The 25,163-nt window shown below is 70.3% G+C and carries 33 protein-coding genes; 14 read left to right on the forward strand and 19 right to left on the reverse strand.

What is annotated here, in order from left to right; genetic code table 11:
* Window positions 1-62: 62 nt before the first annotated feature.
* Both WFJ01_RS07045 and WFJ01_RS07050 read left to right on the forward strand, forming a co-directional pair.
* Window positions 63-1,004 carry a glycosyltransferase family 2 protein gene (locus WFJ01_RS07045; RefSeq protein ID WP_336628640.1) on the forward strand — a complete coding sequence of 314 codons (942 nt, stop codon included), beginning with the start codon at window positions 63-65 and terminating at the stop codon, window positions 1,002-1,004.
* A gap of 56 nt (window positions 1,005-1,060) precedes the next feature.
* Complete coding sequence (locus WFJ01_RS07050) at window positions 1,061-1,834, forward strand: SDR family NAD(P)-dependent oxidoreductase (RefSeq protein ID WP_251446934.1); 774 nt, start codon at window positions 1,061-1,063, stop codon at window positions 1,832-1,834.
* Between the two features lie 41 nt (window positions 1,835-1,875).
* Here the strand turns inward: WFJ01_RS07050 and WFJ01_RS07055 are convergent, their stop codons facing one another.
* Window positions 1,876-3,759 carry an ABC transporter ATP-binding protein gene (locus tag WFJ01_RS07055; RefSeq protein WP_442927993.1) on the reverse strand — a complete coding sequence of 628 codons (1,884 nt, stop codon included), beginning with the start codon at window positions 3,757-3,759 and terminating at the stop codon, window positions 1,876-1,878.
* A gap of 256 nt (window positions 3,760-4,015) precedes the next feature.
* On the opposite strand from WFJ01_RS07055, the gene WFJ01_RS07060 reads away from it, so the two are divergent.
* A complete protein-coding gene (locus WFJ01_RS07060; protein ID WP_292884602.1) occupies window positions 4,016-5,494 on the forward strand; it encodes an MDR family MFS transporter in 1,479 nt (492 codons plus the stop codon).
* A 51-nt stretch (window positions 5,495-5,545) separates the two neighbouring features.
* Window positions 5,546-6,529, forward strand: coding sequence for a hypothetical protein (locus WFJ01_RS07065; protein WP_336628641.1), 984 nt, complete (start codon window positions 5,546-5,548; stop codon window positions 6,527-6,529).
* A gap of 64 nt (window positions 6,530-6,593) precedes the next feature.
* Here WFJ01_RS07065 and WFJ01_RS07070 read toward each other — a convergent pair whose 3' ends face one another.
* Window positions 6,594-6,752, reverse strand: a complete 159-nt coding sequence (locus WFJ01_RS07070) for a hypothetical protein (RefSeq protein ID WP_336628642.1) — start codon at window positions 6,750-6,752, stop codon at window positions 6,594-6,596.
* A gap of 182 nt (window positions 6,753-6,934) precedes the next feature.
* On the opposite strand from WFJ01_RS07070, the gene WFJ01_RS07075 reads away from it, so the two are divergent.
* The 3 genes from WFJ01_RS07075 (at window position 6,935) to WFJ01_RS07085 (ending at window position 8,638) form a co-directional block, all read left to right on the forward strand.
* Complete coding sequence (locus tag WFJ01_RS07075) at window positions 6,935-7,507, forward strand: carboxymuconolactone decarboxylase family protein (RefSeq protein ID WP_295034712.1); 573 nt, start codon at window positions 6,935-6,937, stop codon at window positions 7,505-7,507.
* A gap of 149 nt (window positions 7,508-7,656) precedes the next feature.
* Window positions 7,657-7,956 (forward strand): Fe-S cluster assembly protein HesB, encoded by a 300-nt coding sequence (locus WFJ01_RS07080; protein WP_251446918.1) that lies wholly within the window; start codon window positions 7,657-7,659, stop codon window positions 7,954-7,956.
* A gap of 94 nt (window positions 7,957-8,050) precedes the next feature.
* Complete coding sequence (locus WFJ01_RS07085) at window positions 8,051-8,638, forward strand: 1-acyl-sn-glycerol-3-phosphate acyltransferase (RefSeq protein ID WP_336628643.1); 588 nt, start codon at window positions 8,051-8,053, stop codon at window positions 8,636-8,638.
* On the opposite strand, the gene WFJ01_RS07090 is transcribed toward WFJ01_RS07085, so the two are convergent.
* From WFJ01_RS07090 to WFJ01_RS07105, 4 genes are read right to left on the reverse strand one after another with little or no spacing between them, the layout of a single operon-like run.
* Window positions 8,622-9,260 carry a DUF1345 domain-containing protein gene (locus WFJ01_RS07090; RefSeq protein ID WP_292884591.1) on the reverse strand — a complete coding sequence of 213 codons (639 nt, stop codon included), beginning with the start codon at window positions 9,258-9,260 and terminating at the stop codon, window positions 8,622-8,624. The genes WFJ01_RS07085 and WFJ01_RS07090 overlap by 17 nt on opposite strands.
* A 26-nt stretch (window positions 9,261-9,286) precedes the next feature.
* Complete coding sequence (locus WFJ01_RS07095) at window positions 9,287-10,111, reverse strand: DNA-formamidopyrimidine glycosylase family protein (protein WP_336628644.1); 825 nt, start codon at window positions 10,109-10,111, stop codon at window positions 9,287-9,289.
* A 46-nt stretch (window positions 10,112-10,157) separates the two neighbouring features.
* Complete coding sequence (locus tag WFJ01_RS07100) at window positions 10,158-10,712, reverse strand: cysteine hydrolase family protein (protein WP_336628645.1); 555 nt, start codon at window positions 10,710-10,712, stop codon at window positions 10,158-10,160.
* The gene (locus WFJ01_RS07105; protein WP_251446898.1) at window positions 10,712-11,287 is read right to left on the reverse strand and encodes an alpha/beta fold hydrolase; all 576 of its coding nucleotides are present in this window, start codon (window positions 11,285-11,287) and stop codon (window positions 10,712-10,714) included. The genes WFJ01_RS07100 and WFJ01_RS07105 overlap by 1 nt, the downstream gene beginning before the upstream one ends.
* A gap of 156 nt (window positions 11,288-11,443) precedes the next feature.
* Here WFJ01_RS07105 and WFJ01_RS07110 point away from each other — a divergent pair, with 156 nt between their 5' ends.
* Window positions 11,444-11,785: a YciI family protein gene (locus tag WFJ01_RS07110; protein WP_336628646.1), complete on the forward strand. Its 342-nt coding sequence runs from the start codon at window positions 11,444-11,446 to the stop codon at window positions 11,783-11,785.
* Here the strand turns inward: WFJ01_RS07110 and WFJ01_RS07115 are convergent.
* Both WFJ01_RS07115 and WFJ01_RS07120 read right to left on the reverse strand, forming a co-directional pair.
* Window positions 11,778-11,939, reverse strand: a complete 162-nt coding sequence (locus WFJ01_RS07115; protein WP_251446892.1) for a hypothetical protein — start codon at window positions 11,937-11,939, stop codon at window positions 11,778-11,780. The genes WFJ01_RS07110 and WFJ01_RS07115 overlap by 8 nt on opposite strands.
* Before the next feature lie 59 nt (window positions 11,940-11,998).
* Complete coding sequence (locus WFJ01_RS07120) at window positions 11,999-12,772, reverse strand: alpha/beta fold hydrolase (RefSeq protein WP_336628647.1); 774 nt, start codon at window positions 12,770-12,772, stop codon at window positions 11,999-12,001.
* Between the two features lie 127 nt (window positions 12,773-12,899).
* Here WFJ01_RS07120 and WFJ01_RS07125 point away from each other — a divergent pair, with 127 nt between their 5' ends.
* A complete protein-coding gene (locus WFJ01_RS07125; RefSeq protein ID WP_336628648.1) occupies window positions 12,900-13,244 on the forward strand; it encodes a LysR family transcriptional regulator in 345 nt (114 codons plus the stop codon).
* A gap of 181 nt (window positions 13,245-13,425) precedes the next feature.
* Here WFJ01_RS07125 and WFJ01_RS07130 read toward each other — a convergent pair whose 3' ends face one another.
* From WFJ01_RS07130 to WFJ01_RS07155, 6 genes are all read right to left on the reverse strand, one after another.
* The gene (locus tag WFJ01_RS07130) at window positions 13,426-14,094 is read right to left on the reverse strand and encodes an MOSC domain-containing protein (RefSeq protein ID WP_251446886.1); all 669 of its coding nucleotides are present in this window, start codon (window positions 14,092-14,094) and stop codon (window positions 13,426-13,428) included.
* A gap of 302 nt (window positions 14,095-14,396) precedes the next feature.
* On the reverse strand, window positions 14,397-14,798 hold the full coding sequence (locus WFJ01_RS07135; RefSeq protein WP_336628649.1) for a type II toxin-antitoxin system VapC family toxin: 402 nt from the start codon (window positions 14,796-14,798) through the stop codon (window positions 14,397-14,399).
* Window positions 14,795-15,076 carry a type II toxin-antitoxin system Phd/YefM family antitoxin gene (locus WFJ01_RS07140; RefSeq protein ID WP_336628650.1) on the reverse strand — a complete coding sequence of 94 codons (282 nt, stop codon included), beginning with the start codon at window positions 15,074-15,076 and terminating at the stop codon, window positions 14,795-14,797. Before WFJ01_RS07140 ends, WFJ01_RS07135 begins: the two co-directional genes overlap by 4 nt.
* A 254-nt stretch (window positions 15,077-15,330) precedes the next feature.
* Entirely contained in the window at window positions 15,331-15,507 is a 177-nt protein-coding gene (locus WFJ01_RS07145; protein WP_336628651.1) for a hypothetical protein, read from the reverse strand.
* Window positions 15,508-15,585: 78 nt separating this feature from the next.
* Entirely contained in the window at window positions 15,586-16,659 is a 1,074-nt protein-coding gene (gene ychF / locus WFJ01_RS07150) for a redox-regulated ATPase YchF (RefSeq protein ID WP_336628652.1), read from the reverse strand.
* A gap of 31 nt (window positions 16,660-16,690) precedes the next feature.
* Window positions 16,691-17,431 carry a class I SAM-dependent methyltransferase gene (locus WFJ01_RS07155; RefSeq protein ID WP_336628653.1) on the reverse strand — a complete coding sequence of 247 codons (741 nt, stop codon included), beginning with the start codon at window positions 17,429-17,431 and terminating at the stop codon, window positions 16,691-16,693.
* An 82-nt stretch (window positions 17,432-17,513) separates the two neighbouring features.
* Here WFJ01_RS07155 and WFJ01_RS07160 point away from each other — a divergent pair, with 82 nt between their 5' ends.
* Complete coding sequence (locus tag WFJ01_RS07160) at window positions 17,514-18,116, forward strand: 3'-5' exonuclease (protein WP_336628654.1); 603 nt, start codon at window positions 17,514-17,516, stop codon at window positions 18,114-18,116.
* A 52-nt stretch (window positions 18,117-18,168) separates the two neighbouring features.
* Entirely contained in the window at window positions 18,169-19,461 is a 1,293-nt protein-coding gene (locus WFJ01_RS07165) for a DNA recombination protein RmuC (RefSeq protein WP_336628655.1), read from the forward strand.
* Here the strand turns inward: WFJ01_RS07165 and WFJ01_RS07170 are convergent.
* Window positions 19,436-19,648, reverse strand: a complete 213-nt coding sequence (locus tag WFJ01_RS07170) for a UDP-N-acetylmuramyl pentapeptide phosphotransferase (protein ID WP_251446862.1) — start codon at window positions 19,646-19,648, stop codon at window positions 19,436-19,438. The two genes, WFJ01_RS07165 and WFJ01_RS07170, sit on opposite strands and share 26 nt — an antisense overlap.
* 150 nt (window positions 19,649-19,798) lie before the next feature.
* The gene (gene glpX, locus WFJ01_RS07175; RefSeq protein WP_336628656.1) at window positions 19,799-20,791 is read right to left on the reverse strand and encodes a class II fructose-bisphosphatase; all 993 of its coding nucleotides are present in this window, start codon (window positions 20,789-20,791) and stop codon (window positions 19,799-19,801) included.
* A gap of 184 nt (window positions 20,792-20,975) precedes the next feature.
* Between glpX and fbaA the strand changes: the two genes are divergently transcribed.
* On the forward strand, window positions 20,976-22,004 hold the full coding sequence (fbaA, locus tag WFJ01_RS07180; RefSeq protein WP_251446858.1) for a class II fructose-bisphosphate aldolase: 1,029 nt from the start codon (window positions 20,976-20,978) through the stop codon (window positions 22,002-22,004).
* A 66-nt stretch (window positions 22,005-22,070) separates the two neighbouring features.
* Here fbaA and WFJ01_RS07185 read toward each other — a convergent pair whose 3' ends face one another.
* The 3 genes from WFJ01_RS07185 to WFJ01_RS07195 form a co-directional block, all read right to left on the reverse strand.
* A complete protein-coding gene (locus WFJ01_RS07185) occupies window positions 22,071-22,577 on the reverse strand; it encodes a COG4315 family predicted lipoprotein (RefSeq protein WP_251446856.1) in 507 nt (168 codons plus the stop codon).
* A 69-nt stretch (window positions 22,578-22,646) separates the two neighbouring features.
* Window positions 22,647-23,321, reverse strand: a complete 675-nt coding sequence (locus WFJ01_RS07190; protein WP_336628657.1) for a zf-HC2 domain-containing protein — start codon at window positions 23,319-23,321, stop codon at window positions 22,647-22,649.
* Window positions 23,318-23,821 carry a sigma-70 family RNA polymerase sigma factor gene (locus tag WFJ01_RS07195; RefSeq protein ID WP_251446852.1) on the reverse strand — a complete coding sequence of 168 codons (504 nt, stop codon included), beginning with the start codon at window positions 23,819-23,821 and terminating at the stop codon, window positions 23,318-23,320. Before WFJ01_RS07195 ends, WFJ01_RS07190 begins: the two co-directional genes overlap by 4 nt.
* Before the next feature lie 115 nt (window positions 23,822-23,936).
* Between WFJ01_RS07195 and WFJ01_RS07200 the strand changes: the two genes are divergently transcribed.
* Both WFJ01_RS07200 and WFJ01_RS07205 read left to right on the forward strand, forming a co-directional pair.
* Complete coding sequence (locus WFJ01_RS07200; protein ID WP_336628658.1) at window positions 23,937-24,425, forward strand: hypothetical protein; 489 nt, start codon at window positions 23,937-23,939, stop codon at window positions 24,423-24,425.
* A gap of 100 nt (window positions 24,426-24,525) precedes the next feature.
* The gene (locus tag WFJ01_RS07205; RefSeq protein WP_295033704.1) at window positions 24,526-25,119 is read left to right on the forward strand and encodes a DUF4822 domain-containing protein; all 594 of its coding nucleotides are present in this window, start codon (window positions 24,526-24,528) and stop codon (window positions 25,117-25,119) included.
* Window positions 25,120-25,163: the final 44 nt, after the last annotated feature.

Genomic DNA, 25,163 nt, shown 5'->3' on the forward strand with positions numbered 1-25,163 from the left:
GCCGGCGCACGGCGCGAGACCCGCCCGGCGCCACCGACCGGGCGCGCTCCTAGACTGACAGGGTGCCTGCCCCGCTCGTGACCGTGATCGTGCCCGGGCGCGACATCGCCGCCTTCGCTCCGGCCGCGCTGGACTCGTTGCGCGCGCAGACGCTGACCGCATGGCGGGCCCTGCTCGTCGACGACGGATCCGCCGACGACACCGGACGGATCTTCGCCGCCGCGGCCGAGGCGGATCCGCGGTTCGCAGTGCTGCACCACACCGAGCCCCGCGGGCTCGGCGGCGCCCGCAACGCCGCGCTCGACCTCGTCGACACCGACTACGTCGGCTTCCTCGACGGCGACGACGAGCTGACCCCGTCGGCGCTCGAGCGCCTCACCGGCACGCTGGCCGCGAGCGGCAGCGACTTCGTGGCCGGTGCCTACGTGCGCTCGCGCTGGGACGGCGAGCGCTACGCGCCGGGCCGGATCCAGCCCTGGGTCGCGGCCGCGACGGATCCGGAGCGTCTGGGCACGACGATCTTCGACCACCCGGCCGCGTCGGCGAACATCGTGGCGTGGTCGAAGGTGAGCCGCACCGGTTTCTGGGACGGCCTGCGGTTCCCCGAGGGCGTCGCCTACGAGGACCAGATCGTCGCACAGCGCATGTACACGTCGGCGCGGGCCTTCGACGTGATCCCCGACGCCGTCGTCCGGTGGCGCCTGCGCGCCGACGGCAGCTCGATCACCCAGGGCAAGGACCGGCTGCCGGTGCTGCGCGACTACCTCGCCGCCCTCCGCGGCGGAATCGCGGTGCTGCACGATGCGGGCGCCCATGCCGCGGTGGCCGCTAGGCTCGGTCTCATCCTCGCGATGGACGTGCCGCCGCTCCAGGAGATCGCCGGCACCCACCCCGACCCCGCCTATCCCGCGGCGGTCCGAGCCTTCCTCGACGAGCTCGAGGCGCTCCCGGAGTTCTCCGACGCCCGCGTCGATCCCTCCCTCGTCGCCGCGCTGCGCTGGTAGCCGCGGCCCGTCCCCGACCGCGCGCGCCCTGCGCCGCCGTCAGAAACAGGACCACCATGAACGCCTACCTCTCCGAACTGTTCTCCCTCGACGGCCGCACGGCCGTGGTCACCGGGGGCAGCTCCGGCATCGGCCGCGGCATCGCGACCGCCCTCGCGCGAGCGGGAGCGGCGACCGTGATCGTCGCGCGCGGCGCCGAGCGCGTCGACGAGACCGTGCGCGAGCTCACCGACCTCGGCTGCCGCGCCGCCGGCGTCGTCGGCGACCTCGGCACCCGAGAGGGGATCCGTACGGTCGCCGAGGCCGCGGCGGCGCCGTTCGGTGAGCCGGACATCCTCGTGAACTCCGCCGGCATCAACATCCGTCCCGCCTTCGCCGACATCACTGAGGACGACTGGGACGCCACGATGACCGTGAACTCCCTCGCCCCGTTCCTGCTGGGCCAGCGCTACGCCGTCGGCATGGCCGAGCGGGGCTATGGACGCCTCATCCACATCAGCTCCCAGCAGGCCCATCGCGCCTTCGTGGGCAGCGGCGTCTACGGCGTCTCCAAGGGCGCGGTCGAGTCGCTCATGCGCTCCGAGGCCGAGGCGTGGGGAGGCACCGGAGTGACCAGCAACACCCTCGTCCCCGGATTCGTGCTGACCCCGCTGAACGCGCGTCTGCAGGAGGATCCGGTGCAGATCGCGGCCCTCGCGGCGCGGACGATGATCGGGCGCAACGGCCTTCCCTCCGATTTCGCGGGGGCGGCCGTGTTCCTCGCCGGCGCGGGCTCGGCGTACGTCACGGGGCACTCGCTCTTCGTCGACGGCGGCCTTTCGGCGCACTGAGTGTCGGGTCCGGGGGCGGTCGCCGGTCCCCGGATCCGCGCTCAGGCCGAACGGATGTCGTCGTCGATCCTCGCCGCCGCCACCTGCTGGGCGGCGAGATCCGCGTACAGGCCGCCGTGGGCGAGCAGCTCCGCGTGCGTGCCGGACTCGACGATCCGCCCCTCCTCGACGACGTGGATGACATCGGCGCCGATCACGGTCGACAGACGGTGGGCGATGGTGAGGGTGGTGCGGCCACGGGCCGCCTCGTCGAGGGCCTCCTGCACGACGCGCTCCGAGACCGTGTCCAGCGCCGACGTCGCCTCGTCGAGCAGCAGCACCGGCGGATCCTTCAGCAGCACCCGTGCGATCGCGATGCGCTGCTTCTCGCCGCCCGACAGGCGGTACCCTCGCTCGCCGACCACGGTGTCGTAGCCCTGCTCGAATCCGGCGATCACGTGATGGATGTTGGCCGCCGTGCACGCCGCGACCAGCTCGTCTTCGGTGGCGTCCGGCTTCGCATAGAGCAGGTTCTCGCGGATCGTCGCGTGGAAGAGATACGTCTCCTGCGAGACGATGCCGATCTCGTCGATGATCGACTCCTGCGTCAGCGTGCGCACGTCGGCGCCGTCGAACAGCACCGCGCCCCCGCTCGCCTCGTAGAGCCGGGGCGCGAGATACAGGATCGTGGTCTTGCCCGCCCCGGAGGGTCCGACGAAGGCGACGTGCTGCCCGGGTTCCGCGGTGAACGAGACCCCCTGCAGGGTGTCCCGCGCGGTCGGCGATGCGTCCGGATAGCGGAAGCGCACGTCACGGAACTCGAGCAGTCCGCGCGGACCCGGGGCGGCGGTCGCCGGCAGGGCGTCGGGGGCGTCGGTGATCTGCGGCACCATGTCGAGGTACTCGAAGATGCGCGCGAACAGCGCCTGCGAGGTCTGCACGTCCAGCGCCACGCGCATGAGCCCGATCAGCGGCATGAGCAGCCGCGCCTGCACGGTGGTGAACGCGACGATGGCGCCGGCGCTGATGGATCCGGTGCCTCCGGCGACGAGGAAGCCCGCGACCAGGTAGATGATCGCAGGGACGCTCGACATCAGCACCGAGACGACGGCGAAGAAGCCCTGCCCGCTCATCGCCGTACGCACCTGCAGACGGATCTGCGTGCGGTTCTGCGCCTGGTACCGGGCCGACTCGGAGCGCTGCCGGTTGAACGACTTGGACAGCAGGATCCCGGAGACGCTCAGCGTCTCCTGGGTGATCGCGGTGAGCTCGGACAGCGACTCCTGCGTCTCGCCCGCGATCCGCGCCCGCACCTGGCCCACGCGGCGCTGCACGAGCACGAGGATCGGCATGACGCAGACCGCGATGATGGTGAGCCGCCAGTCCAGGAGGATCATGGCGACGAGCGAGGCGATCACCGTCACGGTGTTGCCGAGGATGCTCGTCACCGTGCTGGTGAGGACGCCGGAGACCCCGCCGACGTCGTTCTGCAGCCGCGATTGGATGACCCCGGTCTTGGTACGGGTGAAGAAGCCCAGCTCCATCGCCTGCAGATGCTCGAAGAGGCGCACCCGCAGGTCGCCCGTCACGCTGTTGCCGACGGTCGAGGTGAGCCAGGTCTGCACGACGCCGAGCCCGGACGAGAGCAGGTACAGGCCGATCATCGACACGACCAGGGTGACCAGCAGCCCGAGCTGCGGACCGGAACCGTCCTGGGGGAACAGCGCGTCGTCGAAGACGCGCTGCACGAGCAGGGGCGGGATGACGCCGAGCGCGGCGCCGAGGACGACGAGCAGGACCGTCGTGAGGATCCGGTTCCGGTAGGGCCGGAACAGCGTCACCACGCGGCGACCGAGGTTCGGGATCCGGGGCGCCTCGGCGTTCTGCCTGCGCTGAGCCGCCTCGTCCACGGGCCGGCCGCCGCGCGCGCCGCCCATCCTGGCCATCATGCTCATCCGCTCACCCCTGCCTGCCGCGGGTCGCCTGCAACTTCGGCACCCCGCAAGCGTATGACCAGGAGCTCTGCTCGGGCTTCGCCCGGCGGCCTCGTCCGCTCAGGGCGCAACGTCGCGGGCGCGGTCCAGCGGCGATGCCCCGCTTCGGGGGAATGGAATGTCCGACCCTGTGGTTACGCTGATAGTCGCTGGTCGCTCCGCCGGCCCATCCCTCATCTTTCGCCCCCGCCGAGCCGGAGGAACACACATGTCTGCCATCGATACCGGATCCACCCCCGCCGTCTCCGACGGGGGTCTGATCCCGCGCCGCGACATGGGCGTGATCTGGGTCCTGCTCGCCGCCGCATTCGTCGCGATCCTGAACGAGACGACGATGAACATGGCGATCCCGCATCTCATCGACGATCTCGGCATCACGCCGCTGGCGGCCCAGTGGGTCACCAGCGCCTTCATGCTCACGATGGCGGTCGTCATCCCGACGACCGGCTTCCTGCTGCAGCGCTTCACCACGCGGCAGATGTTCCTGACCGCGCTTGCGCTGTTCTCGGCGGGAACGCTCCTCGCCGCGCTCGCGATCGGATTCCCGATGCTGCTCGCTGGCCGCATCGTGCAGGCGTCGGGCACGGCCATCATGATGCCGCTGCTCATGACGACCGTGATGAACCTGGTGCCGCCGTCGTCGCGCGGCCGCATGATGGGCCGCGTCAGCATCGTGATCTCGCTGGCCCCGGCGATCGGCCCGACGCTCGCCGGCTTCCTGCTCGATCACTTCAGCTGGCGCTCGATCTTCGTGGTGGTGCTGCCGATCGCGCTGGTCGCGATGTTCATCGGCTGGCGCTGGCTCACGAACGTGGGCGAACAGACGCACGCGCCGCTGGACGCGCTGTCCATCGTGCTCAGCGCGTTCGGCTTCGGCGGCCTCGTGTTCGGGCTCAGCCAGATCGGCGAGCTCTCCGGCGGCGAGGGCTCGCCGCTGCCGATGGCGATCGCGCTGATCGTGGGCGCGATCGGACTGGCGCTCTTCCTCTGGCGTCAGGTCGTGCTGCAGCGCAAGGACGATGCCCTGCTAGATCTGCGCGTCTTCGCGTCGCGCGACTTCTCGCTCTCCATGGTGCAGATGTTCCTGCTCTCGATCGCGTTCTTCGGCGCGATCACCGTGCTGCCGCTGTTCCTGCAGAAGGGCCTCTCGCTGGGCACCACCGAGGCCGGCCTCGTGGTGCTGCCCGGGGCGCTCGCGATGGGCCTGCTGGGACCGGTGATCGGCCGGATCTACGACGCCCGCGGCACGAGGATCCTGCTGATCCCCGGCTCGATCCTCGCCGCGAGCATGCTGTGGCTGTTCACGACGCTGAGCACCAGCACGCCGGTGTGGGTGCTCATCGTCGCGCAGACGCTGCTGTCCATGGGGCTCGCACTGTCCTTCACGCCGCTGTTCACCGCGTCGCTCGCCTCGCTGAAGCCGAGGTTCTACTCCTACGGCAGCGCGGTGATCTCGACGATCCAGCAGGTCGCGGGCGCCGCCGGCATCGCGGTGATGATGGCGGTCTTCACGGTGATCGTGAACGCGAACGGCGGCACCGAGCAGCCGGCCGCCGTCGCCGCCGGCTCCCGCACGACGTTCGTGATCGCGGCGGTCATCGCGACGCTGACGATCGTCGGCGCCTTCGTGATCCGCAAGCCGGAGGACCAACCGCACGAGGAGGGCACCGCTCCGGCGATGCACTGACCTGGGCCTCCGCCACATTCGAGTCGTCCCCCTGAGCACGGTCCATAGGTCGTGCTCAGGGGGACGACTCGCGTTCTGTGGAGAACTCGACGCATGATCCGCCGTGCTGCGGCACTGTTTCCAGGCATGGGATGGCGAGAGCTCGCGGGAGCGCAGGACGGTCTGATCACGCGCGCGCAGCTCCGCGCTCATGGGATCGACAACGACGCGGTGCGACATCGAATCGCGACCGAGCGCTGGGTCGCCCGCTCGGCTACCGTCATCGGCACCACCACCGGTGGCCTCACCCGTGCGCAACGGATGCGACTCGGCGTTCTCCATGCCGGCGCTCCAGCGATCATCGGCGACCTCAGCGCCGCCGAAGTGTCCGGCCTGCGCAGCTGGCACCGTGAGGAGATCACGGTGCTGGTTCCCCAGGGCAGCGATCTGAGGCAACCCCTCGCCGGGATCCGGTTCGTCGAGACCCGGCGATCACTGGCCGCGATGCGCGATCCTGCTCGCGAGCTTCCGACATGCCGGTTGGAGCCCGCGATACTTCACTTCGCGGCGTACCAGCACTCCCCGCGCACCGCCGAGGGCGTCGTTGCGGCAGCGGTTCAGCAGGGCCTGACCACTCCGGCACGACTGGCTGCCTGGATCCCCCGGATGCGACCGCTGCGATGGGCGCGGATGTTCCGCGAGACGCTGAGCGAGATCGCGGACGGGGCCCAGTCAGTCGCCGAGCTCGATGTGCTCCATCTCTGCCGTGCCTTCGGGCTGGCCACGCCTCGGCGCCAGACCATGCGCCGTGGCACAGACGGACGGGCCCGCTACACCGACTGCGAGTGGTCGCTTCCCGACGGCAAGACCCTCATGCTCGAGGTCGACGGCGCGTTCCACATGGAGGTCGCGCACTGGGAGGCGGATCTGGCGCGCCAGCGTGCGCTCGCCGCGCCGGATCGCATTCAGATCCGGTGCACATCGCGCGAGCTTCGGGACTCACCGGACCGCATCGCTCGCGACCTGCGCCTCCTCGGCGTTCCACGCGCCGTATGACCGCGTCGTCCCCCTGAGCACGGCCCATAGGTCGTGCTCAGGGGGACGACTCGAATGTGGGAGGTCAGTCCGTCGCGCCCGGGAGACGGCAGAAGCCGCCGATGCAGAGTCCGGCGTCCGTCGCTTCGTCGCCCGCAAGCAGGGTGAGCCCCGGCGCGGCCGCCGGCATCGGACGCTCGGCGTCCGCGGGGGCCTGCGATTGGGGGCCAGTTGCCGTGGTCATCCCTCGATGCTACGCCCGTCCGGATCGGACGGCGCCGTTCTCGGGATCCGGCACGGCGAAGCGCGGTGGCGGATGCCCACCCATACCGTCCGCCGCGCGCCAGGCGTAGTCTTCGCTCGGGCGCTGGCACTGGGGTCCTCCCGCTCAGGAGGCGCGCCGGCGCGGACGCGAAGGAGCTTCCCATGATCATCAGCACTCCCCCCGCGGAGACCGCCGAAGGACATGTCGCCGAGATGTACGCCGACGACCTCTCCTCGGACGGATTCGTCTTCGCCTACACGAGAGCCATGGCGGTGAACCCCGAGGCGCACGCCGCGTTCATGGCCCTCATCGCGGCGATCGTGCCGTCGATCGGCATCCGGGTCTACGAGGCGGCGACCCTGGGCGCGGCGAGGGCGATCGGGTCCCCGCACTGCCTTCTCGCCCACGGACGCAAGTCCCTCCGGGCAGAGGTCCTCGACGACGAGGCCCTCGCCGCTTTCGCACACCGGGACGACAGCGGATTCACCCCGGCCGAGCGCGCTGTCGTCCGTTACGCCGAGCGCCTGTCGTCGGATCCGCGATCGATGACGGACGCCGACACCGGAGCACTCCGCGATGCCGGCTTCGACGACCGCCAGATCGTGGACATCACGCTGGCCGCCGCGGCGCGCAACTACTTCAGCCGTGCGCTGCTCGCGCTCGCCGTGCCGACGGAGGACGTGCCGGGACTGACTCCCGAGACGGCCGCCGCGCTGCGCGCCGCCGCCCTCTGACCGCGGAGATCGCCCGCCGATCCTTCGGTGGGAAGATCCTCCGAATCGGCCCGAAACGCCGCAGCGCGGTTGAGGGACCGGCCTGTACGAGGAATCGTGGCCCGGACATGTCGTGACCGCGACGTGTCCGCAACCGGAAGGAGTGCCTCATGCTCACCTTGACCGACAGCGCCACCGCGCTCGTCACCACGCTCGTCCGTCGTCGCACCGACGCGGAGGGCGCGGGACTGCGCATCCACACCGCCGATGCCGCAGGGCAGGCGGACCAGCATCGCCTGGCCGCCGATGTCGTCGTCGCGCCCGAGCCGGATGACCAGATCCTGGATCTGCCCGGTGCTCCCGTCTTCCTGGAAGGGGAGGCCGCCGTCGTCCTGGACGGCAAGGTCCTCGACGCGAACGTCACGGACGAGGGCGCGGTGTCGTTCTCGCTGCTGCCGCAGGCCGTCTGACCGCCCCGCGGCCGGGCCCGGGCGGACGTCCTTGACGTCCGCCCGGGCCTTCTTCATGCGCAACACGGAATATGCCGGGCCCTACGGTGGACGGATGTTCAAACGCCTCGCCGCACGCGTGTTCTGGACCTGCAGTCGCTGGTCGCTCCGCAGCGAGCCGGCGCCGACGCGCCCGACCGTGCTCATCGGCGCACCCCACACCTCGAACTGGGACTTCGTGCTCATGCTCGGCATCGCGTGGCGGCTGGGGATCGACGTGCACTGGCTGGGCAAGAAGAGCCTGTTCACCGGCTGGCGGGGCCCGATCATGCGCCGGCTCGGCGGCATCCCGGTCGATCGCTCGGATCCGGCGCGCGTCGTCGGCGAGGTCGTCGCGCAGATCCGCACCGGCGCGGTGTTCGGGCTGGTGGTGACGCCCGACGGCACCCGCGGCGGCAACGACCACTGGAAGAGCGGCTTCTATCGCATCGCCCGCGAGGCGGGGATGCCGGTGACCCTGGGATATGTCGATCGCACCACCATGACCACGGGCCTCGGACCGACCCTCGATCTCACCGGCGACGTCGCCGCGGACATGGATCGGATCCGTGCCTTCTACGCCGACAAGGCGGGAGTGCGCCCCGAGCGCCGCACCGAGCCGCGACTGCGCGAGGAGCTGGCGGCGGTCATCCCAGCCCGGTGACGAGATTGATGATCGTGCCGAGGATGAGCGCGCCGAACACGTAGGCGATCGTCGTCTGAGCGATCACGATCCGCCGGATCGCGTTGCGCGTGACGTTGGTGTCGGCGACCTGGTAGGTCATGCCGAGGCCGACCGAGAAGTAGGCGAAGTCGGTGTACTCGGGATCCTCGTCCTGGTTGAAGAGGATGCCGGCGGATCCGTCGTAGTAGAGCTTCGCGTAGCGCAGCATGTAGTCGGCCTGGATCAGCCCCCACGAGGCGGCGACGCTGAGCACGGCACTCCCGGCGAGGGCGAACTGCACCCAGCCGTGCGCATGCCGGGCCTGCAGCACGACGACAAGCACGGCCGCGATGCTGACGAAGCTCCCGATCACGGCCACGATCCGGGCGATGCGGCGACCGGGGTCCTCCTCGGTGGCGTGCGAGCGCGTCTGCTCGGCGTCCATCGGCCACACCACGAGCAGGATCCACACGGTGCTGACGAGCGCCAGCGTGCCCCAGGCCGCGAGGAGTCCTGCCGCCAGCCCCAGGGAGGGCGTGACGGCGAAACCGACTGCGGTTCCGGCCAGGATCGCGACGGCGGTGCGCACACGCCAGCGATGGCGCAGGGGAAGCGGGCTCACCTCGGAATGCTAACCCGCATGCCGCCTCATGCCGGGGAGCGCTCGGGCTGGCAGTGCGGGCACAGCTGCGCGGAGGCGCCGGAGAACACCCGGTCGACGATGGTCGTGCCGCACACCGGGCAGGCCTCGCCGCCGCGGCCGTGCACGGCCATCGCGGCGACCTTGGCCGGCTTGAGCTGTTCGGGCGCCAGACCGCGTCGGTCCGCGACGGCGGCGCGCAGCACCGTGGTCGTGGCAGCGAACAGTCGATCCCGCTCGTCGCCGTCGAGCAGCGCGGCGTGCACCGCGGGGGCGATCCGCGCGCGATGCAGGATCTCGTCGGAATAGGCGTTGCCGATTCCCGCGAGCGACGTCTGCTCCTGCAGCAGTGCCTTGATCTGCTTGCGCCTGCTGCCCAGGGCGCGCTCGAACGCGTCGCGGGCGAAGTCGGGACTCAGCGGATCCGGTCCCAGCGCAGCGATTCCTGCCACGTCCTGCGGGCCGTCGACGACGGAGAGCGTGACCGCGAGGAAGTCGCCGGTGTCCACGATCTGCATCGCCGCACCGTCGTCGAGCACGATCCGCGCGACCTCCGGCACGAGCTCATCGCCGGACCTCTCCCCCGCGTCCAGCCAGCGGATCCATCCGTTGCGCCCGAAGCCGAGCATCAGCCAGCCCTCCGGGGTGTCGAAACCGACGTGCTTGCCGAATCGGGTCAGACCATCGATGCGCGCGCCGACGAGCGACCCCGGCGGCCGGTCGCGCGTCTTGACCACGCGGAACTCATCGATCTCGACCGCGGCGATGACGCGACCGCGGATCCGCTCGTCGAGGAACTCGACCAGCGCCTGCACCTCCGGAGACTCGGGCATGCGCCCCATCCTCGCACCGGGGTCGGACATCCGCCTGTCGTGGCGCTCAGGCCAGCGCGACCTCGTCGTGCGGGGCGACGGCGAACTCCTGCCCCGGGTAGCGGAGGCCGGAGAAGTACATGTTGGTGTGGGCCACGATCTGCTCGCCCGTGATCGGGACGCCGTCCACCGTCGCGTCGACCGTCGTGTGCGCATCGCGCACCAGCGTGACGTCGTAGCCCTCGGCGGCCGCCCGCTGCGTGGTGGTGCGCACGCAGAAGTCCGACTGCGCGCCGGCGACCACCAGGCGGGTCGCGCCGAAGGTATCGAGCACCTCCTGCAGATCGGTGTCGGCGAAGGCATCGCGGTAACTCTTGCGCACGAGCGGCTCCCCCTCGGCACGCGCGAGCGGCGAAGCGAGCTCCCAGTCGGGCGTGCCCACACCGACCGGATCGTGGTGCACCCACACCACCGGAACCCCTTCGCTGCGCGCCCGGCGCACGAGGGCGTCGGTCCGCTCGAGCACTCCGCGCTCGTCGAAGCAGCCGGGCATGACGCCTTTCTGCATGTCGATCACGAGCAGGACGGTGCGTTCCGGCGAGTCCGCAACGACCCCGATCATCAGTCCCAGGCCAGGTAGTCCTCGATGGCGAAGGCCGTGTCGACAGGGTCGCTCACCGGGAACAGATGGCCGCCGCCCTCGATCGTGACGACGCTCGCGCGCTCCTTCGCGGAGTCCCGCAGCTTCTCGCCGTTCGCCGGGGGCATGACGTCGTCCGCGGACCCCTGGATGATGAGGATCGGCACGGAGGGCGCGATCGGCACGTCGACGTCCTCGACCCCGAGCAGCAGCACGCCCAGAGCACGGTCGGTGCGCTTCGCGGACAGTGCGCGGGCGACGGTTCCGCCGACTCCGTGGCCGCCGATCCAGGTGGCGCCGATGCCGACGTGGTCCATGACGTCGCTCGCGTCCTGGACGCGCTCGTCGAGCGTCGCATCGTCGGCGGCACGGTTGCCGATCCGCAGCACGCGGATCCCCTCGCCGGCGAGGATGTGCGCGACCGAGCCGAGCGCGCCTCCCTCCAGGCCACGACCCGGGATCAGCACCAGAACGGGCCCGTCGCCCTCCGACATCTCGTCGACGTAGGGGATCGCGCGGCCATCGGGTTCGAAGATGCTGTTGTTCTCGGTAGTCACCGAGCCATCGTACCGAGTCCCGCCGCGGCCTCCGCTGGGCCGGCGTCGGGACAGGAGAGCCGATCCGGATCCTCGTTCCGGGCTCGAGAGCCCGGAATCCCGCGGCGTACGATCCCGAGAGGGCCCGTGACCGCACGGGCGACGCGAGGAGCGGCGATGACCCAGTACATCATCTACTTCAACCAGCAGTGGGTGGGCGATCACAGCCCCGAGTGGTTCGCGGAACGCGGGCCGCTCGCCAATGCCGTCGTGTCGGACATCAGGGACGCCGGGGCCCTCATCTTCGCCGGAGGCGTGCACGAGGACGATGCTGCGGCGTTCACCGCCGACGCGACGAGCGGAACGACGGTGATCGACGCGGGACCCTTCGCCCCGACCGAGCAGCGCATCGGCGGCCTCACGATCATCGACGTCGCCGACGACGCCGCCGCGAAGCACTGGGCGGGCAGGATCGCCGAAGCCTGCGGCTGGCCCCAGGAGGTGCGCCGGGTCAGCTGACCTGATCGTCCTCATCCGGTTCGGCGCGGAGCAGATCCGCGATCTCCTCCTCGGGTCGAGGTGCGATGTTCTCGTCGACCTCGAGTTCGGGGATCGTCGGCTCACCGGGTGCCGGGACATGCGGTGCCGTGGGCTGCTCATCGCTATCGGACATGGCCGTGCCTCCTCTGGACGACACCGTCATCCTACGAGCCTCGCGCTGCGCGGGGACGCTCAGCGCAGAACCCGGTCCACCCAGTCGTGGATCAGCGCGCGGAGCAGCTCGGGCCGCTCGTGCGGCAGCGCATGCCCGGCGTCGTCCAGGACCGCGGCCGTCGCGCGCGGGTAGCGGTCCGCAAGATCGAGCGCGGCGGCATATCCGACCGTCGAATCGAGCCGGCCCGCCACGACGAGCGTCGGCCCGGCGAACGGCGGGCCCTCCCCCGGCGCGAGCTCCCACTGCTCGGCGATCCGCTCCATCGCGCCCTCATCGGCGAGGGCCATACCGGGCACCACGAACCGCTCGTACCTCTCCAGCATCTGCGGCGTCTGCACGACGAAGTACCCCCGGAACTCGTCATCGCCGAGATCGCCGGATCCGTCGATCACGCGATGCTCCGGTACCTCCCGGGTGTCCGGAAGCAGCGGGCAGACCAGGGCGAGGCCCGCCGTCCGCTCGGGTTGCCGCGCCGCGATCGCCCGCGCGAAATGCGCACCCGCCGAGTGGGCCACGAGGAGCCAGGGCTCGCCGTCGCTCACCTGATCCGCGAACTCGACGAGCACGGCCACGACGTCCTCTGCGCTGCGAAGATCGTCCGGCGCCGGCGTGCGGCCCATGCCCGGCAGATCGGGATAGATCCTCCGGACTCCGCGGATCCCGGAGAACGCCGGCTCGAAGCAGGCCTCGGACTCGCGATGGTCGACGCCGGCGCCGTGCAGGATCAGCGCGGGGAGCCCCGTGCCGTGCTCGACGTAGTGCACCGTGGTCTTGCTCCCGCGCGCTTCCACGGCCCCACCGTAGTGCGCCGGTTCACGCGACGACACCCCTCCCGGTGAATCAGGGTGCAGCGCACCGTGCGACGAAGCCCCGTACGCTGGACGACGCCGCGATCCGCGCGCGAGAGGACGGATTTCCATGAAGATCATCCACCTGAGGGGATTCGTCGCCGTCGCCGAGGAGCTGCACTTCCCGCGCGCGGCAGCCCGCCTCGGCATCCCGCTCGCCGCGCTGTACTCGTCCATCGAGAAGCTCGAGGAGGAGGTCGGGCACCCGCTCGTCACCCGCGGCGGCTCCACCCGTCTGACCAGTGCCGGCCTTCTCCTGCTCCCCGAGGCGCGGGACAGGATCGCCGCGGCCCCGCCGCCTCCGCAGAAGTCGGACGCGCCGTCCGGCGGCAAGGCGAAGGCATCCAAGGGAAAGGGACGGACTCCCGCCGTGAAGGGCCAGCCCAAGCCCTACAAGAAGCGCCAGGGACGCTGACCCGGACTCGAACCCTGGCTTCAGGGGCCAGGCTCGGAACGGAGCAGCTCGGAATCGTTCCACATCACCGGCATCGCGCCTACCGGCTCGAACTGCAATCGCGCGTCATTCGACGGCACGAGACAGATGACCAGACTCTCGCGAGATGGAGCGACCTCCACGACTTGAGTCTCGCCACTCCTCAGCGTCTGCGATTCAATCGCTCAAGACGGGCTTCCAGCGCTGCGGTCTCCTCGGAATCCGAGAGCACGCCTGCCTCGATGACCTCCCGCATAGCTTCGACGTCGTCGTAGAACGCTCGGAAGACCGTCGGCACATCGATCGCGTGGTCTGGGCGGGAGAGCACCGTGATCGTTTCGCCTGGCCGGACGAATCCCGGCCGCTCGACGGACAGATAGGCACCTGACAGGCCATGATCGACGAACCGCTTGAGCCAGCCCGCCTCCCCCATGTGCATGCGGAACGTGCCGCACGGGATCCGGGGTCCCTCGACCCGGAGCACCACGGCGTCCCCCACCTGCCAGCGCTCGCCGATGAGCGCGTGGTCGATATCGATACCGGTCGTGGTGAGGTTCTCCCCGAACATGCCGTCATCCAGATGACGACCGAGCTCCTTGCCCCACCAGTCCAGCTCCTCACGGGAGACCGCGTACACGGCTTGATAGTCGCCGCCGTGGTGCTGCCGGTCGCCGATGAAGTCACCCACGACGCCGCTGCCGAGTCCCCCGTGCTTCGAGCCGGGTCGTCGCAGCTCGATAATCTCCACCGGCCGCTTATGGATGCCGGTAGGGGTGTCCTTGGCGGCGTTCGGTCGCTCCGCGCCGACGTTCACTGAGACGACATGGGCCATTCTGGCTCCCTTTCCGGTCTGCCGAAATGGCTCTGCAGACTGATCTGTATCTGAACGCAACCACGTTCCCCGGTTCGCAGAACGTCATGCGAGGGCACGAGCCATCACCGCTTGCTGAACGGGCATCACGGAGCGCTTGAACTCGTAGCCGACGAATGACCAGTGCACGATCGCTTCCGAGCTGACTTCGCGCCCGCGAACGAACGGCGGGCAGGGCGCGAGTCGGACCCCGGTCGGAGCCGTGTCAAGCAATATTTCCTCGGCACCGCACCCGTCCAACGAAAACAGATCCGTCAACCCACTCATCCGCGACCAGGAGCAACGACATCGAGGCCAGCGGCCCGCGCCGCTTCAGCAAGCCGATGGTCGTACGTGAGGACGGCATCGACGTCCAGGCGGATCGCCGCCTCCAAATGGAGTGCGTCGAGAGTGCGCAAATAGGGCATCGGCAAGAACCCCGCCGAGCGGTACACGGCACGATCGAGCGCCGCAAGAGAAACGCCCTCGAGGATCGCACTGACCTTCGCCTGGTCCCGTCCCTCGCGCACGGCCATCCGACGCAGCTCCGTCTCGAGCAGATCGCTCGAGACGAGGCTGACGTCCGCACCGTCGAGCCACTCCACCAGCGCCTCGGTCTCGACCTGGGAGATGAGAAGCGCTCCGAATGCGGAGGTATCGACGTAGACGAGTGGAGCGCTGCTCACACCCGGTCCTCGCGAAGCTCGTCGACGATGCGCGACAAGAGTCGATCACTCTCGACGGGCTGAGGGCTCAGCGCGGCCCAGCCTCCGACGCGCTTCGCAGCCCGAACGATCGGCAGCGTGGCGGCGGGCGCGTCGAGCGGGACGATACGACCGACGGCGACGCCTCGGTTGGTCAGAACGAACGACTGACCCTCGCCGACAAGACGCAGAACACGCCCGGACTCGTTGCGCAGCTCACGCTGGGAGAGGCTCTCGATGTGCGAATCGCCCACACTCATGCGACGAGTGTAGCACCCGCGCTACGTCATGGAAGAGGGAACTTCACCGAGTTCCATCACAGAACAACCCCAGCGCGTCAGAATCCTCCGCGCGAAGTGGGCGCGAACCCATCGAGCCCAAAGACCCCGTCGGAGACTTTCAACCCTGGATCCTCGGTAGGCCCGAAGGCGCGTTCCGCTAGGCGATCTCTTGACTGGAGCCACGGAGCAGACGCCATCTCCCCCACCCTCAACGGAAAGTTGCACGCTGTCGCCTACTCGACGGATACAGCCTGCTGGACCTCGAGATCTTGCGCCACTGGCTCGGGCAGCTCGATGACCTCGAGGTCCTCAGCGAACTCGGACAGGGCGATGAGTTCGTGCAGCACAATGGCCTCCGCCACAGACATCGACAGGACGACGACGCCGTCGGAGGTGTGAGCTGCCCTCATCCGAGCATTGCCTCAGACGTCCGATGCGAAACACGCCACCGCGCAGGCGCTAGTACCACGCCAGCTCACAGTTCAGATTCAGACGTTGAAGCGGAACTCCACAACGTCGCCGTCCTGCATGACGTAGTCCTTGCCCTCCAGGCGCGCCTTGCCCTTCGAGCGGGCCTCGACGACGGATCCGGTGTCCACCAGATCCTGGAACGAGATGACCTCGGCCTTGATGAAGCCCTTCTCGAAGTCGGTGTGGATCACGCCGGCGGCCTGCGGGGCCTTGTCGCCCTTGTGGATCGTCCAGGCGCGGGCTTCCTTCGGGCCGGCGGTGAGGTAGGTCTGCAGGCCGAGGGTGTCGAACCCGATGCGGGCGAGCTGGTCGAGGCCCGACTCGTCCTGACCGGTGGAGGCGAGGAGCTCTGCGGCGTCCTCCGGATCCAGGTCGATGAGCTCCGACTCGATCTTCGCGTCGAGGAAGATCGCCTGGGCGGGCGCGACGAGGGCGGCGAGCTCGGCCTTGCGGGCGTCGTCCGTCAGCACGGCTTCGTCGACGTTGAAGACGAAGATCACGGGCTTCGAGGTCAGCAGACCGAGCTCCTTGATCGGCGTCAGGTCGATGCCGCTCGTGGAGAGCAGCTGGCCCCGCTCGAGCGCGTCCTTCGCGGCCTTCGCCGCCTCGAGCACCGAGGCGTCGGTCTTGCGGCCGCGCACCTCCTTCTCGATGCGCACGATCGCCTTCTCGAGCGACTGGAGGTCGGCGAGCATGAGCTCGGCGTTGATCGTCTCGAGGTCGTTCTTGGGGTCGATCGCCCCGTCGACGTGCACGACGTCGTCGTCGGCGAAGCCGCGGACGACCTGGGCGATCGCGTCGGCCTCGCGGATGTTCGCGAGGAACTGGTTGCCCAGTCCCTCCCCCTCGCTCGCGCCGCGCACGATGCCGGCGATGTCGACGAACGACACGGTCGCGGGCAGGATCCGCTCGCTGCCGAAGATCTCGGCGAGCGCGTTCAGCCGCGCATCGGGCAGGTTCACCACACCGACGTTCGGCTCGATCGTCGCGAACGGGTAGTTCGCCGCGAGCACGTCGTTCTTGGTGAGGGCGTTGAAGAGGGTGGACTTGCCGACGTTGGGCAGTCCTACGATTCCGATGGTGAGAGCCACGGGGTACGAGTCTACCGGGGCCGGCGCCCGCTCACGATCCGCGGATCGCGCGGTAGGCCGCGGTCACGTACGGCATCGACAGCGTTCCGCCCTCGACGAGGCCGAGCTCGTCGAAGAGCTCGTCCATCGCCTGCGCGATCCGTGCCTTCTCCTCCGGCGACGACGTGATGATGACACTGCGGGAGCTCGCCATCGCATGCAGCTCGGCGCGCGTCATCTCGCGCGACCACTCCCAGCGCCGCTCCTCCAGCGCTCCGAAGGGCGCCGCGACCCGCACGGTGTTCTCGCCGATCATCTGCTCCGCCGCGCTGCCGCCCATGATCGCGGTCAACCGGCGCACCCACTCGGTGCGGCCGTCCCGCACGTTCCAGATGAGCCCGAGCACGCCACCGGGGCGCACGACGCGGCCGATCTCCGCGGAGGCGGCGACGGGGTCCACCCAGTGCCAGGCCTGCCCGAGGGTCGCGGCGTCGGCACTCGCGTCCGGCAGCGGCAGCGCTTCCGCCGTGCCGGTGACAGCCTCGACGCCGGGGGTCTTCTCGCGCAGGGCCTCGAGCATCTGCGGATCCGGATCCACGGCCGTCACGCCCGTGCCCCCGAGGCCCCGCACGGCGCGGGTGAGCTTGCCGGTCCCCGCGCCGATGTCGACCACCGCCCTGTCGCCGTCTCCCAGCGGCCCCAGCAGCCAGGCGACCGCGTCCGACCGGTACTCCGGCCGCCCCTTCTCATAGCTGCCCGTCTCGGATCCGAAACTCGTCGCACGTTCGACCATGCCCCCGAGACTACGCCCGCCGATCACGCCCTCCGCGGCGCGCCTGCCCCGTCGGCGCACATGGTCGACGGAAGGTGGATCCGTGGCCCTGGACTTCACCGCGATCGACTTCGAGACGGCGAACTCCTCCCCCGCCTCCGCCTGCTCCGTCGGCCTGGTGCGCGTGCGCGATGGCATCGTCGTCGCCCAGACCGGCTGGCTGATCCGCCCGCCCGCCGGGCATGACGAGTTCCAGGAATGGAACGTCCGGATCCACGGCATCCGCGCGCACGAGGTGCAGGGCGCCCCGGGATGGAGCGAGCAGCTCGATCGGCTCTGCGCGTTCGCCGGCGCGGACGTGCTGGTCGCGCACAACGCCGGGTTCGACCTCAACGTCATCCGACGTGCGTGCGAGGCGACCGGCGACGACTGCCCGCCCTACCGTTCGCTGTGCAGCCTCGCCGTGGCCCGCAAGGTCTACGACCTCGACTCCTACAAGCTCCCGGTCGCGGCCGAGGCCGCCGGGTTCGGCACCTTCCCGCATCACGACGCGCTCGCCGACGCCCGCGCGTGCGCGCAGATCGTGATCGATGCGGCACAGCGCACCGGATCCGCCACCGTGCAGCAGCTGGCCGAGACGATCGGCGTCCGCCTCGGAGACCCTCTCGCCCCGGCTACCCCGGCGAAGGTGCGCGCCGCGGCCTGACACGCGACCGCGCGTCCCCGGCGATGTCGGTGGCCGCGCCCATCATGGACACATGGACGCGCTCGCACTGCTCATCGCCGCTCTCACCGCGGTCGCCGGCCTGGCCGTCGGCTGGTTCCTCGGCCGCAGCCGCGGCGCCGCCGACCTCGCCCGCGCCGATGCCGAGCTCTCGGTGGTCCGCGAAGACCGCGACCGGCAGCACGACCTCTACCGCGACGCCGTCGAGCACGCTCGCCTTCAGCAGCACGACGCGGCCGAGCGCGCCCGGCAGGAGAGCGCGGTGCTCACCGCCCTCGCCCCGGTGCGTGAGAGCCTGCACCGCATGCAGCAGACGGTGACCGTGCTGGAGCGCGAGCGCCACGCCCAGTTCGGTCAGCTCAGCGAGCAGCTGCGCCGCACCGAGGAGAGCGGCGAGGCGCTGCGGTCGACGACCGAGTCCCTGGCCGGTGCACTGCGCTCCACCTCGGCACGCGGGGTCTGGGGCGAGACCCAGCTGCGCCGCGTCGTGGAGGCCGCCGGCCTCACCCGGCACGTCGACTTCGACCTGCAGACGACCATCCGCTCCGATGCCGGCCAGGGGCGCCCCGACATGGTGATCCGCCTCGCCGGCGGCGCCTCGATCGCCGTCGATGCGAAGGCTCCGCTCGACGCGTTCCTCGCGGCCGGCGCGCTCGGCTCCGAGGATCCGCAGCGCCGGATCCTGATGCAGCAGCATGTCAAGGCGGTGCGCGCGCACGTGGACGCACTCGCCAAGAAGGCGTACTGGTCGGGACTCGAGGTGAGCCCCGAGTTCGTCATCTGCTTCCTGCCCAGCGAGTCGCTGCTGTCCGCCGCCCTCGACGAGGATCCGGCCCTGCTCGACTACGCCTTCGGCAAGCGCGTGGCCCTGGCGACCCCGGTGAATCTCTGGGCCGTGCTGAAGACCGTCGCCTACACGTGGAAGCAGCAGGAGCTGTCGGCCGAGGCCGCCGTGCTGCTCGAGCTCGGCACCCAGCTGTACGACCGGCTCGGCGTGCTCGCCGGCCATGCGGACGACCTGCGCCGGGCGCTGGAGCGCACGGTCGAGAGTTACAACCGCTTCGCGGGGTCGCTGGAAGGGCGGGTCCTCGTGACCGCCCGGCGGTTCCCCGGTGTCGATGCCGACGCGCTGGCCGCACCCTCGCCGGTCACCGGCGCGACCCGGCGGTTCACCGCAGAGGAGCTGACCTCACCCCCGACGGTGGAGGATCCCGCGTCGTCTGCCACCGCGGACGCGATGCAGGCGGACCTCGGCGAGCTGCGTGCGCGACTGGCCGGGCAGGACGAAGCCCGGGAGGAGGTCAGGCGCTCCCCGGAACCCCGCTGAGCAGGAAGACGACGGTCGCGGAGAAGAGCACGAACGCGCCGATCATCCACCAGGCGCTGATCTCGTGGCCCTCTTCGCGACGGACGCGGAAGAGCACGTCGGGGCGGCGCGCGGCCTCCATCTCGACGACCTTCACCGTGCCGGTGTCGGTGACCGTCTCATGGCGATAGATGTTCTCCGTAGCCATCCTCATCACCTTCCTGCTCCGCATTCCGCGTCGCGCCGAATGCGCCGTGCACGCCGATGGCGCCTCCCCCATTGTGCCAGGTGCCGAGGGAATCAGCCGGACCGAGGCCAGGTCGTTATCGCGACCCGGCCCGCCGCCGCGGGATGAGACTCAGAGCCACTTGGAGACGAGGTGCTCCGAGGCGATGCGCCGCAGGGTGCCCGAGGCGCTGCGCAGCACGACGCTCTCGGTGTAGAGGTAGTCGCCCTCGCGGCGCACGCCGGCGACGAGCTGCCCGTCCGTCACACCCGTGGCGACGAAGATCGTGTTGTTACCGCTCACCAGGTCGTCGGCCTCGTAGACCTTGTCCAGGTCGAGGCCGGCATCGATGCCGCGCTGGCGCTCATCATCGTCGCGGGGCCACAGCCGGCCCTGGATGTGACCGCCGAGAGCCTTGATCGCGCAGGCGGTGACGATGCCCTCCGGGCTGCCGCCGATGCCGATGCACATGTCGGTGCGCGCGCCGTGACGGGCGGCGTTGATGCCGCCCGCGACGTCGCCGTCGCTCATCAGACGCGTGCCGGCACCGGCCTCGCGGATCTCCCGGATGAGCTTCTCGTGACGAGGACGGTTCAGCACCGAGACGACGAGCTCCTCGACCGGCTTGCCCAGGGCGCCGGCGAGACGCTGGATGTTCTCCGCGACGGGGAGGCGGATGTCGACCACTCCGACGCCCGCGGGGCCGGTGACGAGCTTGTCCATGTAGAAGACGCTCGAGGCGTCGAGCATCGTGCCGCGGTCGGACACCGCGATGACGGACACGGCGTTCTGGCGCCCCTCGGCGGTGAGGGTGGTGCCGTCGATCGGATCGACGGCGATGTCGTACTGCTGCGCCCACTCGACGCCGCTGCCGACATGCTCGCCGTTGAAGAGCATCGGGGCGTTGTCCTTCTCGCCCTCGCCGATCACGACGCGACCGTCGAAGTCGACCGTCCCGAGGAAGGCTCGCATGGCGTCGACGGCGGCGCCGTCGGCCTCCTCCTTCGCGCCGCGGCCGATGAAGGGGACGGCACGGATCGCCGCCGCCTCCGTGGCACGGACGAGTTCCAGTGCGAGGTTGCGGTCGGGGCTGAGGGGGCTGAGATCGGCTGTGAGGCGCACCATGGCCCCCAGCGTAGGGCCGCGAAGCGTACGGATCCGCAGTTTTCCGCTCCGGGAAAGCGAAAGATCTTCCCTTCTTTACCAGACGGAAGATCCGGCTCCCCAGGCCGTCGGTCACGCGCTCTGAAACGCGGATCCTACGGCGCTAGAGTGGCACCGACCCCCGTCATCCAGCACAGGAGAAGCCATGCCCGTTGCCACCCCGGATCAGTACGCCGAGATGCTCGACCGCGCGAAGGCGGGCGGCTTCGCCTACCCGGCGTTCAACGTCTCCAGCTCGCAGACCATCCACGCCGTGCTGCAGGGTCTCACCGAGGCCGGCTCCGACGGCATCATCCAGGTCACCACGGGCGGCGCCGACTACTTCGCCGGTCAGACCGTCAAGGCCCGCGCCACGGGCGCGCTGGCCTTCGCCAAGTTCGCCACCGAGGTCGCGAAGTCCTACCCCGTCACCGTCGCGCTGCACACCGACCACTGCCCGAAGGACGCCCTCGCCGGCTTCGTCGAGCCCCTCATCGCGGCGAGCGAGGAAGAGGTGCGGGCCGGACGCAACCCCATCTTCCAGTCGCACATGTGGGACGGCTCGGCCGTGCCGCTCGCGGAGAACATCGAGATCGCCAAGGATCTCCTCCCCCGCATGAAGGCGATCAACGCGATCCTCGAGGTCGAGATCGGCGTCGTCGGCGGCGAGGAGGACGGCGTCGCGCACGAGGGCTCGAACGAGGCGCTCTACACCACCTTCGCCGACGTCGACCAGGCCGTCCAGGCGCTGGGCCTCGGCGAGCAGGGCCGCTACATCGCCGCGCTCACCTTCGGCAACGTGCACGGCGTTTACAAGCCCGGCGGCGTGAAGCTGCGCCCCGAGCTGCTCGGCGAGATCCAGGCGCAGGTCGCCGCGAAGTACGGCACGGGCGCCAAGCCGCTCGACCTCGTCTTCCACGGCGGATCCGGTTCCACCGACGCGGAGATCGCCCTCGCGGTCGCGAACGGCGTGGTGAAGATGAACATCGACACCGACACGCAGTACGCGTTCACCCGCTCGATCGCGGGCTACATGTTCAGCAACTACGACGGCGTCCTGAAGGTCGACGGCGAGGTCGGCAACAAGAAGGTCTACGACCCGCGCGCCTGGGGCAAGGTCGCCGAGACCGCGATGGCCCAGCGCGTCATCGAGTCGACCCGTCAGCTGGGCTCGTACGGCCAGTCGAAGAGCTGACCGCACCTCAGCCGCATCGGAAGCGCCGCCGGGATCCGTCCCGGCGGCGCTTTCGTCGTCTGCGGGTCAGCCGCCGATCTTCGCGCCCGTCGCATCCACGACCCACCAGATCCCCTGCACGCCCTGGCCCTTCACGTCACCGGCCGCGGCGTCACCGGAGTAGGTGTAGAGGGGCCAGCCGTCGAGCGTGACCTGCTTCTTGCCGTCGGGTGTCGGGATCGTGCCGAGCGTGCCGGTGATGCCGTCTCCCTGGGGCGTGCCACCGGTGGCGAGGATGGGCGGCCACAATCCGACGCAGGCCCCCGTGCACGCGCTCGCCTGCGTGCCCTGGGTGTCCTTGTCGAACATGTAGGCGGTCATGCCGGCCGAGGTCACCACGACCTCGCCGAGAGACGTCTTCGCGACCTTCAGGCCCGTGCTCGCCGCGGTACTGCTCGTCCCGGAGCCGTAGCCGCCGCCCCCGTACCCGTCGCTCGATGCCGGAGGCGCCGAGGATCCGGTCGTCGCCGGCGAGCTGCATCCGGCCAGCAGCAATCCCAGTGCAAGGGCTCCGATCGCCCAGGTTCTGCGCATGTCCTCATCCTTTCGACCGCGCTCCGTGCGGTGCGCTCCAGGGAAGAACGAGGGCGAGCGCGTGGCGGTTCACCCCGACGCGGATCCGCCGCGGATGTCCCGGCTCAGCACGACGTCCCCGGCCGCCGTGCGGATCTCGACCGTCCGGATGTCGTCGAGCGCCGCCGCGGTGCCCGCGGAGAGCGTCGCCGTCCGCCCCGGCTGGACCTTCCAGGTCGACAGGTCGGTCGCTGTGCCGTCCTTGCCCACGACGGTGAGGACGTAGGTCCACCCGGCATCGGGCGCCCCGGCGTCGTACAGGCACGCCATGTCGATCCTCGTGCCCCAGGCGACGGGCGTCAGCGAGACCGTGGCGCTCACCGGAACGGATCTGTTCGCCTCCAGCGCCACGGACACCGCCGGGCGCGGCGCGATCGCGACGACGGTGACGGGTACGGCGATCGCGAGCGCGGCGGCGATGCCGATGCCGGTCCAGAGCGCACGGCGGCGACGCCGGCGGCGTGCACGCGCGATCGAGAGCAGCTTCGGAGCGACCGGATCGGGTTCGCCCGTGCCGATGCGCTCCGCGTCCTCGGCGCGCACGCGCGACAGCAGGCTCACCGCCGGCACGAGCTCGGCCACGGCGGCACGGCAGTCCGGGCATTCCGCCAGATGCGCCTCGTAGCGCGCGCGGTCCGGCGCGGACAGCGCACCCATCGCATAGGCGGCATCCCACGTGGCGAACGGGTCCGGATCGATGCTCACCGGATCACCCCTCTCTCCTGCAGCGCGAGCCGCAGGGCCCGCAGTCCATAGTGCATGCGCGACTTCACCGTTCCGGCGGGGATCGCGAGCTCCTGTGCGATCTCGTCGACGCTGCGACCGCCGTAGTATCCGGCAACGATCACGGCGCGATGCTCGGCGCTGAGGTCGGCGAGCGCGTCCTCGATGAGGATCGCGTCGAACAGGCGATCCGTCGTGTCGTCGGTGCCCTGCTCCGGCACCTCGGCGACGGGATGCTCATGGCGCCGGCGCGCGCTGCGGGCCTCGTCGATGACGAGATGCCGCGCGACGGTGAACATCCAGGACCGGGTCGTCGCGACCTCCTGCTCCAGGATCCGCGGGGTGCGCCAGGCCCGCAGGAGCGTCTCCTGCACGACGTCGTCCGCGGAGGAGCTGCTGCCCGTCAGGTGCACGACGTAGCGACGGATCGGCCCGGCGTGCACGTCGTAGAGCGCGGTCAGCCGCTCGTCCTCATCCTCCATCGTCGCCTCCTACCGGGGAAACGAGATCCGGGAACGAAAGGTTCATCCCCGACGGATCGGATCCGCGCCGATCGGATCCGGTGAACCCGGTGCGCCCGCGCGCCGTTCTCCCAGTATGACCGCCTTGCTCGCCTCCGGCCCCTTCACGCTTCTCGGCCTCCCGCTGCACCCGCTGCTGGTGCACGCCACGGTGATCCTCGCTCCCGTGACGGCGCTCGCCGTGGCTCTCACGGCGATCTGGCCCGCTGCCCGACGCCGTCTGGGCCTGGCGATGCCGATCGCCGCGGCACTCGTCGCGGTCCTGGTGCCGGTGACCGTTCTCGCCGGCCTCGACCTGGCAGCGAAGGTCGGATCCACGCCCGCGATCCGGCAGCACGAGGCGCTCGGGCTCCTGCTGATCCCCTGGAGCATCGCCCTCCTGATCGCGGCCGTCGCCGTTCACCTGCGGGAGCGGATGACGGCCCGGATCCGGCGGATCCGCATCGCGTCCGCGATCTCCGCGACGATCACCATCATCGCGGCGGTGTGCGCGATCGGGACGATCGTCACCGCCGTCCTGGCGGGCGAGGCCGGCGCACGTGCCGTCTGGGGCGGGATCGCCTGACGGCACCGGCAGCCCGATTCCGGGATCATCCGCCCGGTGGCACCGGAAGTAGCCGATCGGCTGATGCGACGATCGGGGCCCGATTCCTAGCGTGGAAGACATGAACATCACCTTCTCCCGCAAGCTCATCGCCGCCTCGACGATCGCCCTCGCGGCCGTCGCCATCGTCCCGACGGTCGCCGCCGCAGCCGCGCCGGCTGCCGCGACCGCATCGTTCGCCTCCGGCCACCGGGCGCTGACGCCGTTCGAGACGCTGGCCTCGACCCCGTGGAAGACCACGAGCGCGCTCGACGCCCAGGGCCGCCGCGTCGCTCTCGACGACCCGGCCGTGAAGAACTTCGTGGGCTGGGCGTACTTCAAGGCCGACGGCACGTTCACGATGTACAACCTCGACGACAGCCCGAAGATGCACGGCGACTGGAACGTGCCCGCCGACGGCGCCACGCGGTGGATCGCCGCGAAGGACGCGAACGGCGCCGTGCTGTTCGAGCGCGTCGTCCCGATCGTGGAGCTGAACAAGAACGTCTTCACCTACCGGGTGTTCCCGAACGCGGCCGACACGAGCGTCTACTACGACATCGTGCACACCAAGACCAACCACGTCGAGCCCGGCACCGGAGGTCGCGGCCCCGGGGCGCACGGCAACGGTCACCACAAGGGCGACCACCACTTCAACAACGGCAACGCGCACTGACGGGCCGCTCATCGTTGGTCCGGCTCCCCGAGGGGGCCGGACCT

The sequence above is a fragment of the Microbacterium sp. MMO-35 genome, assembly GCF_037147555.1.
In the GTDB taxonomy this organism is placed as follows: domain Bacteria; phylum Actinomycetota; class Actinomycetes; order Actinomycetales; family Microbacteriaceae; genus Microbacterium.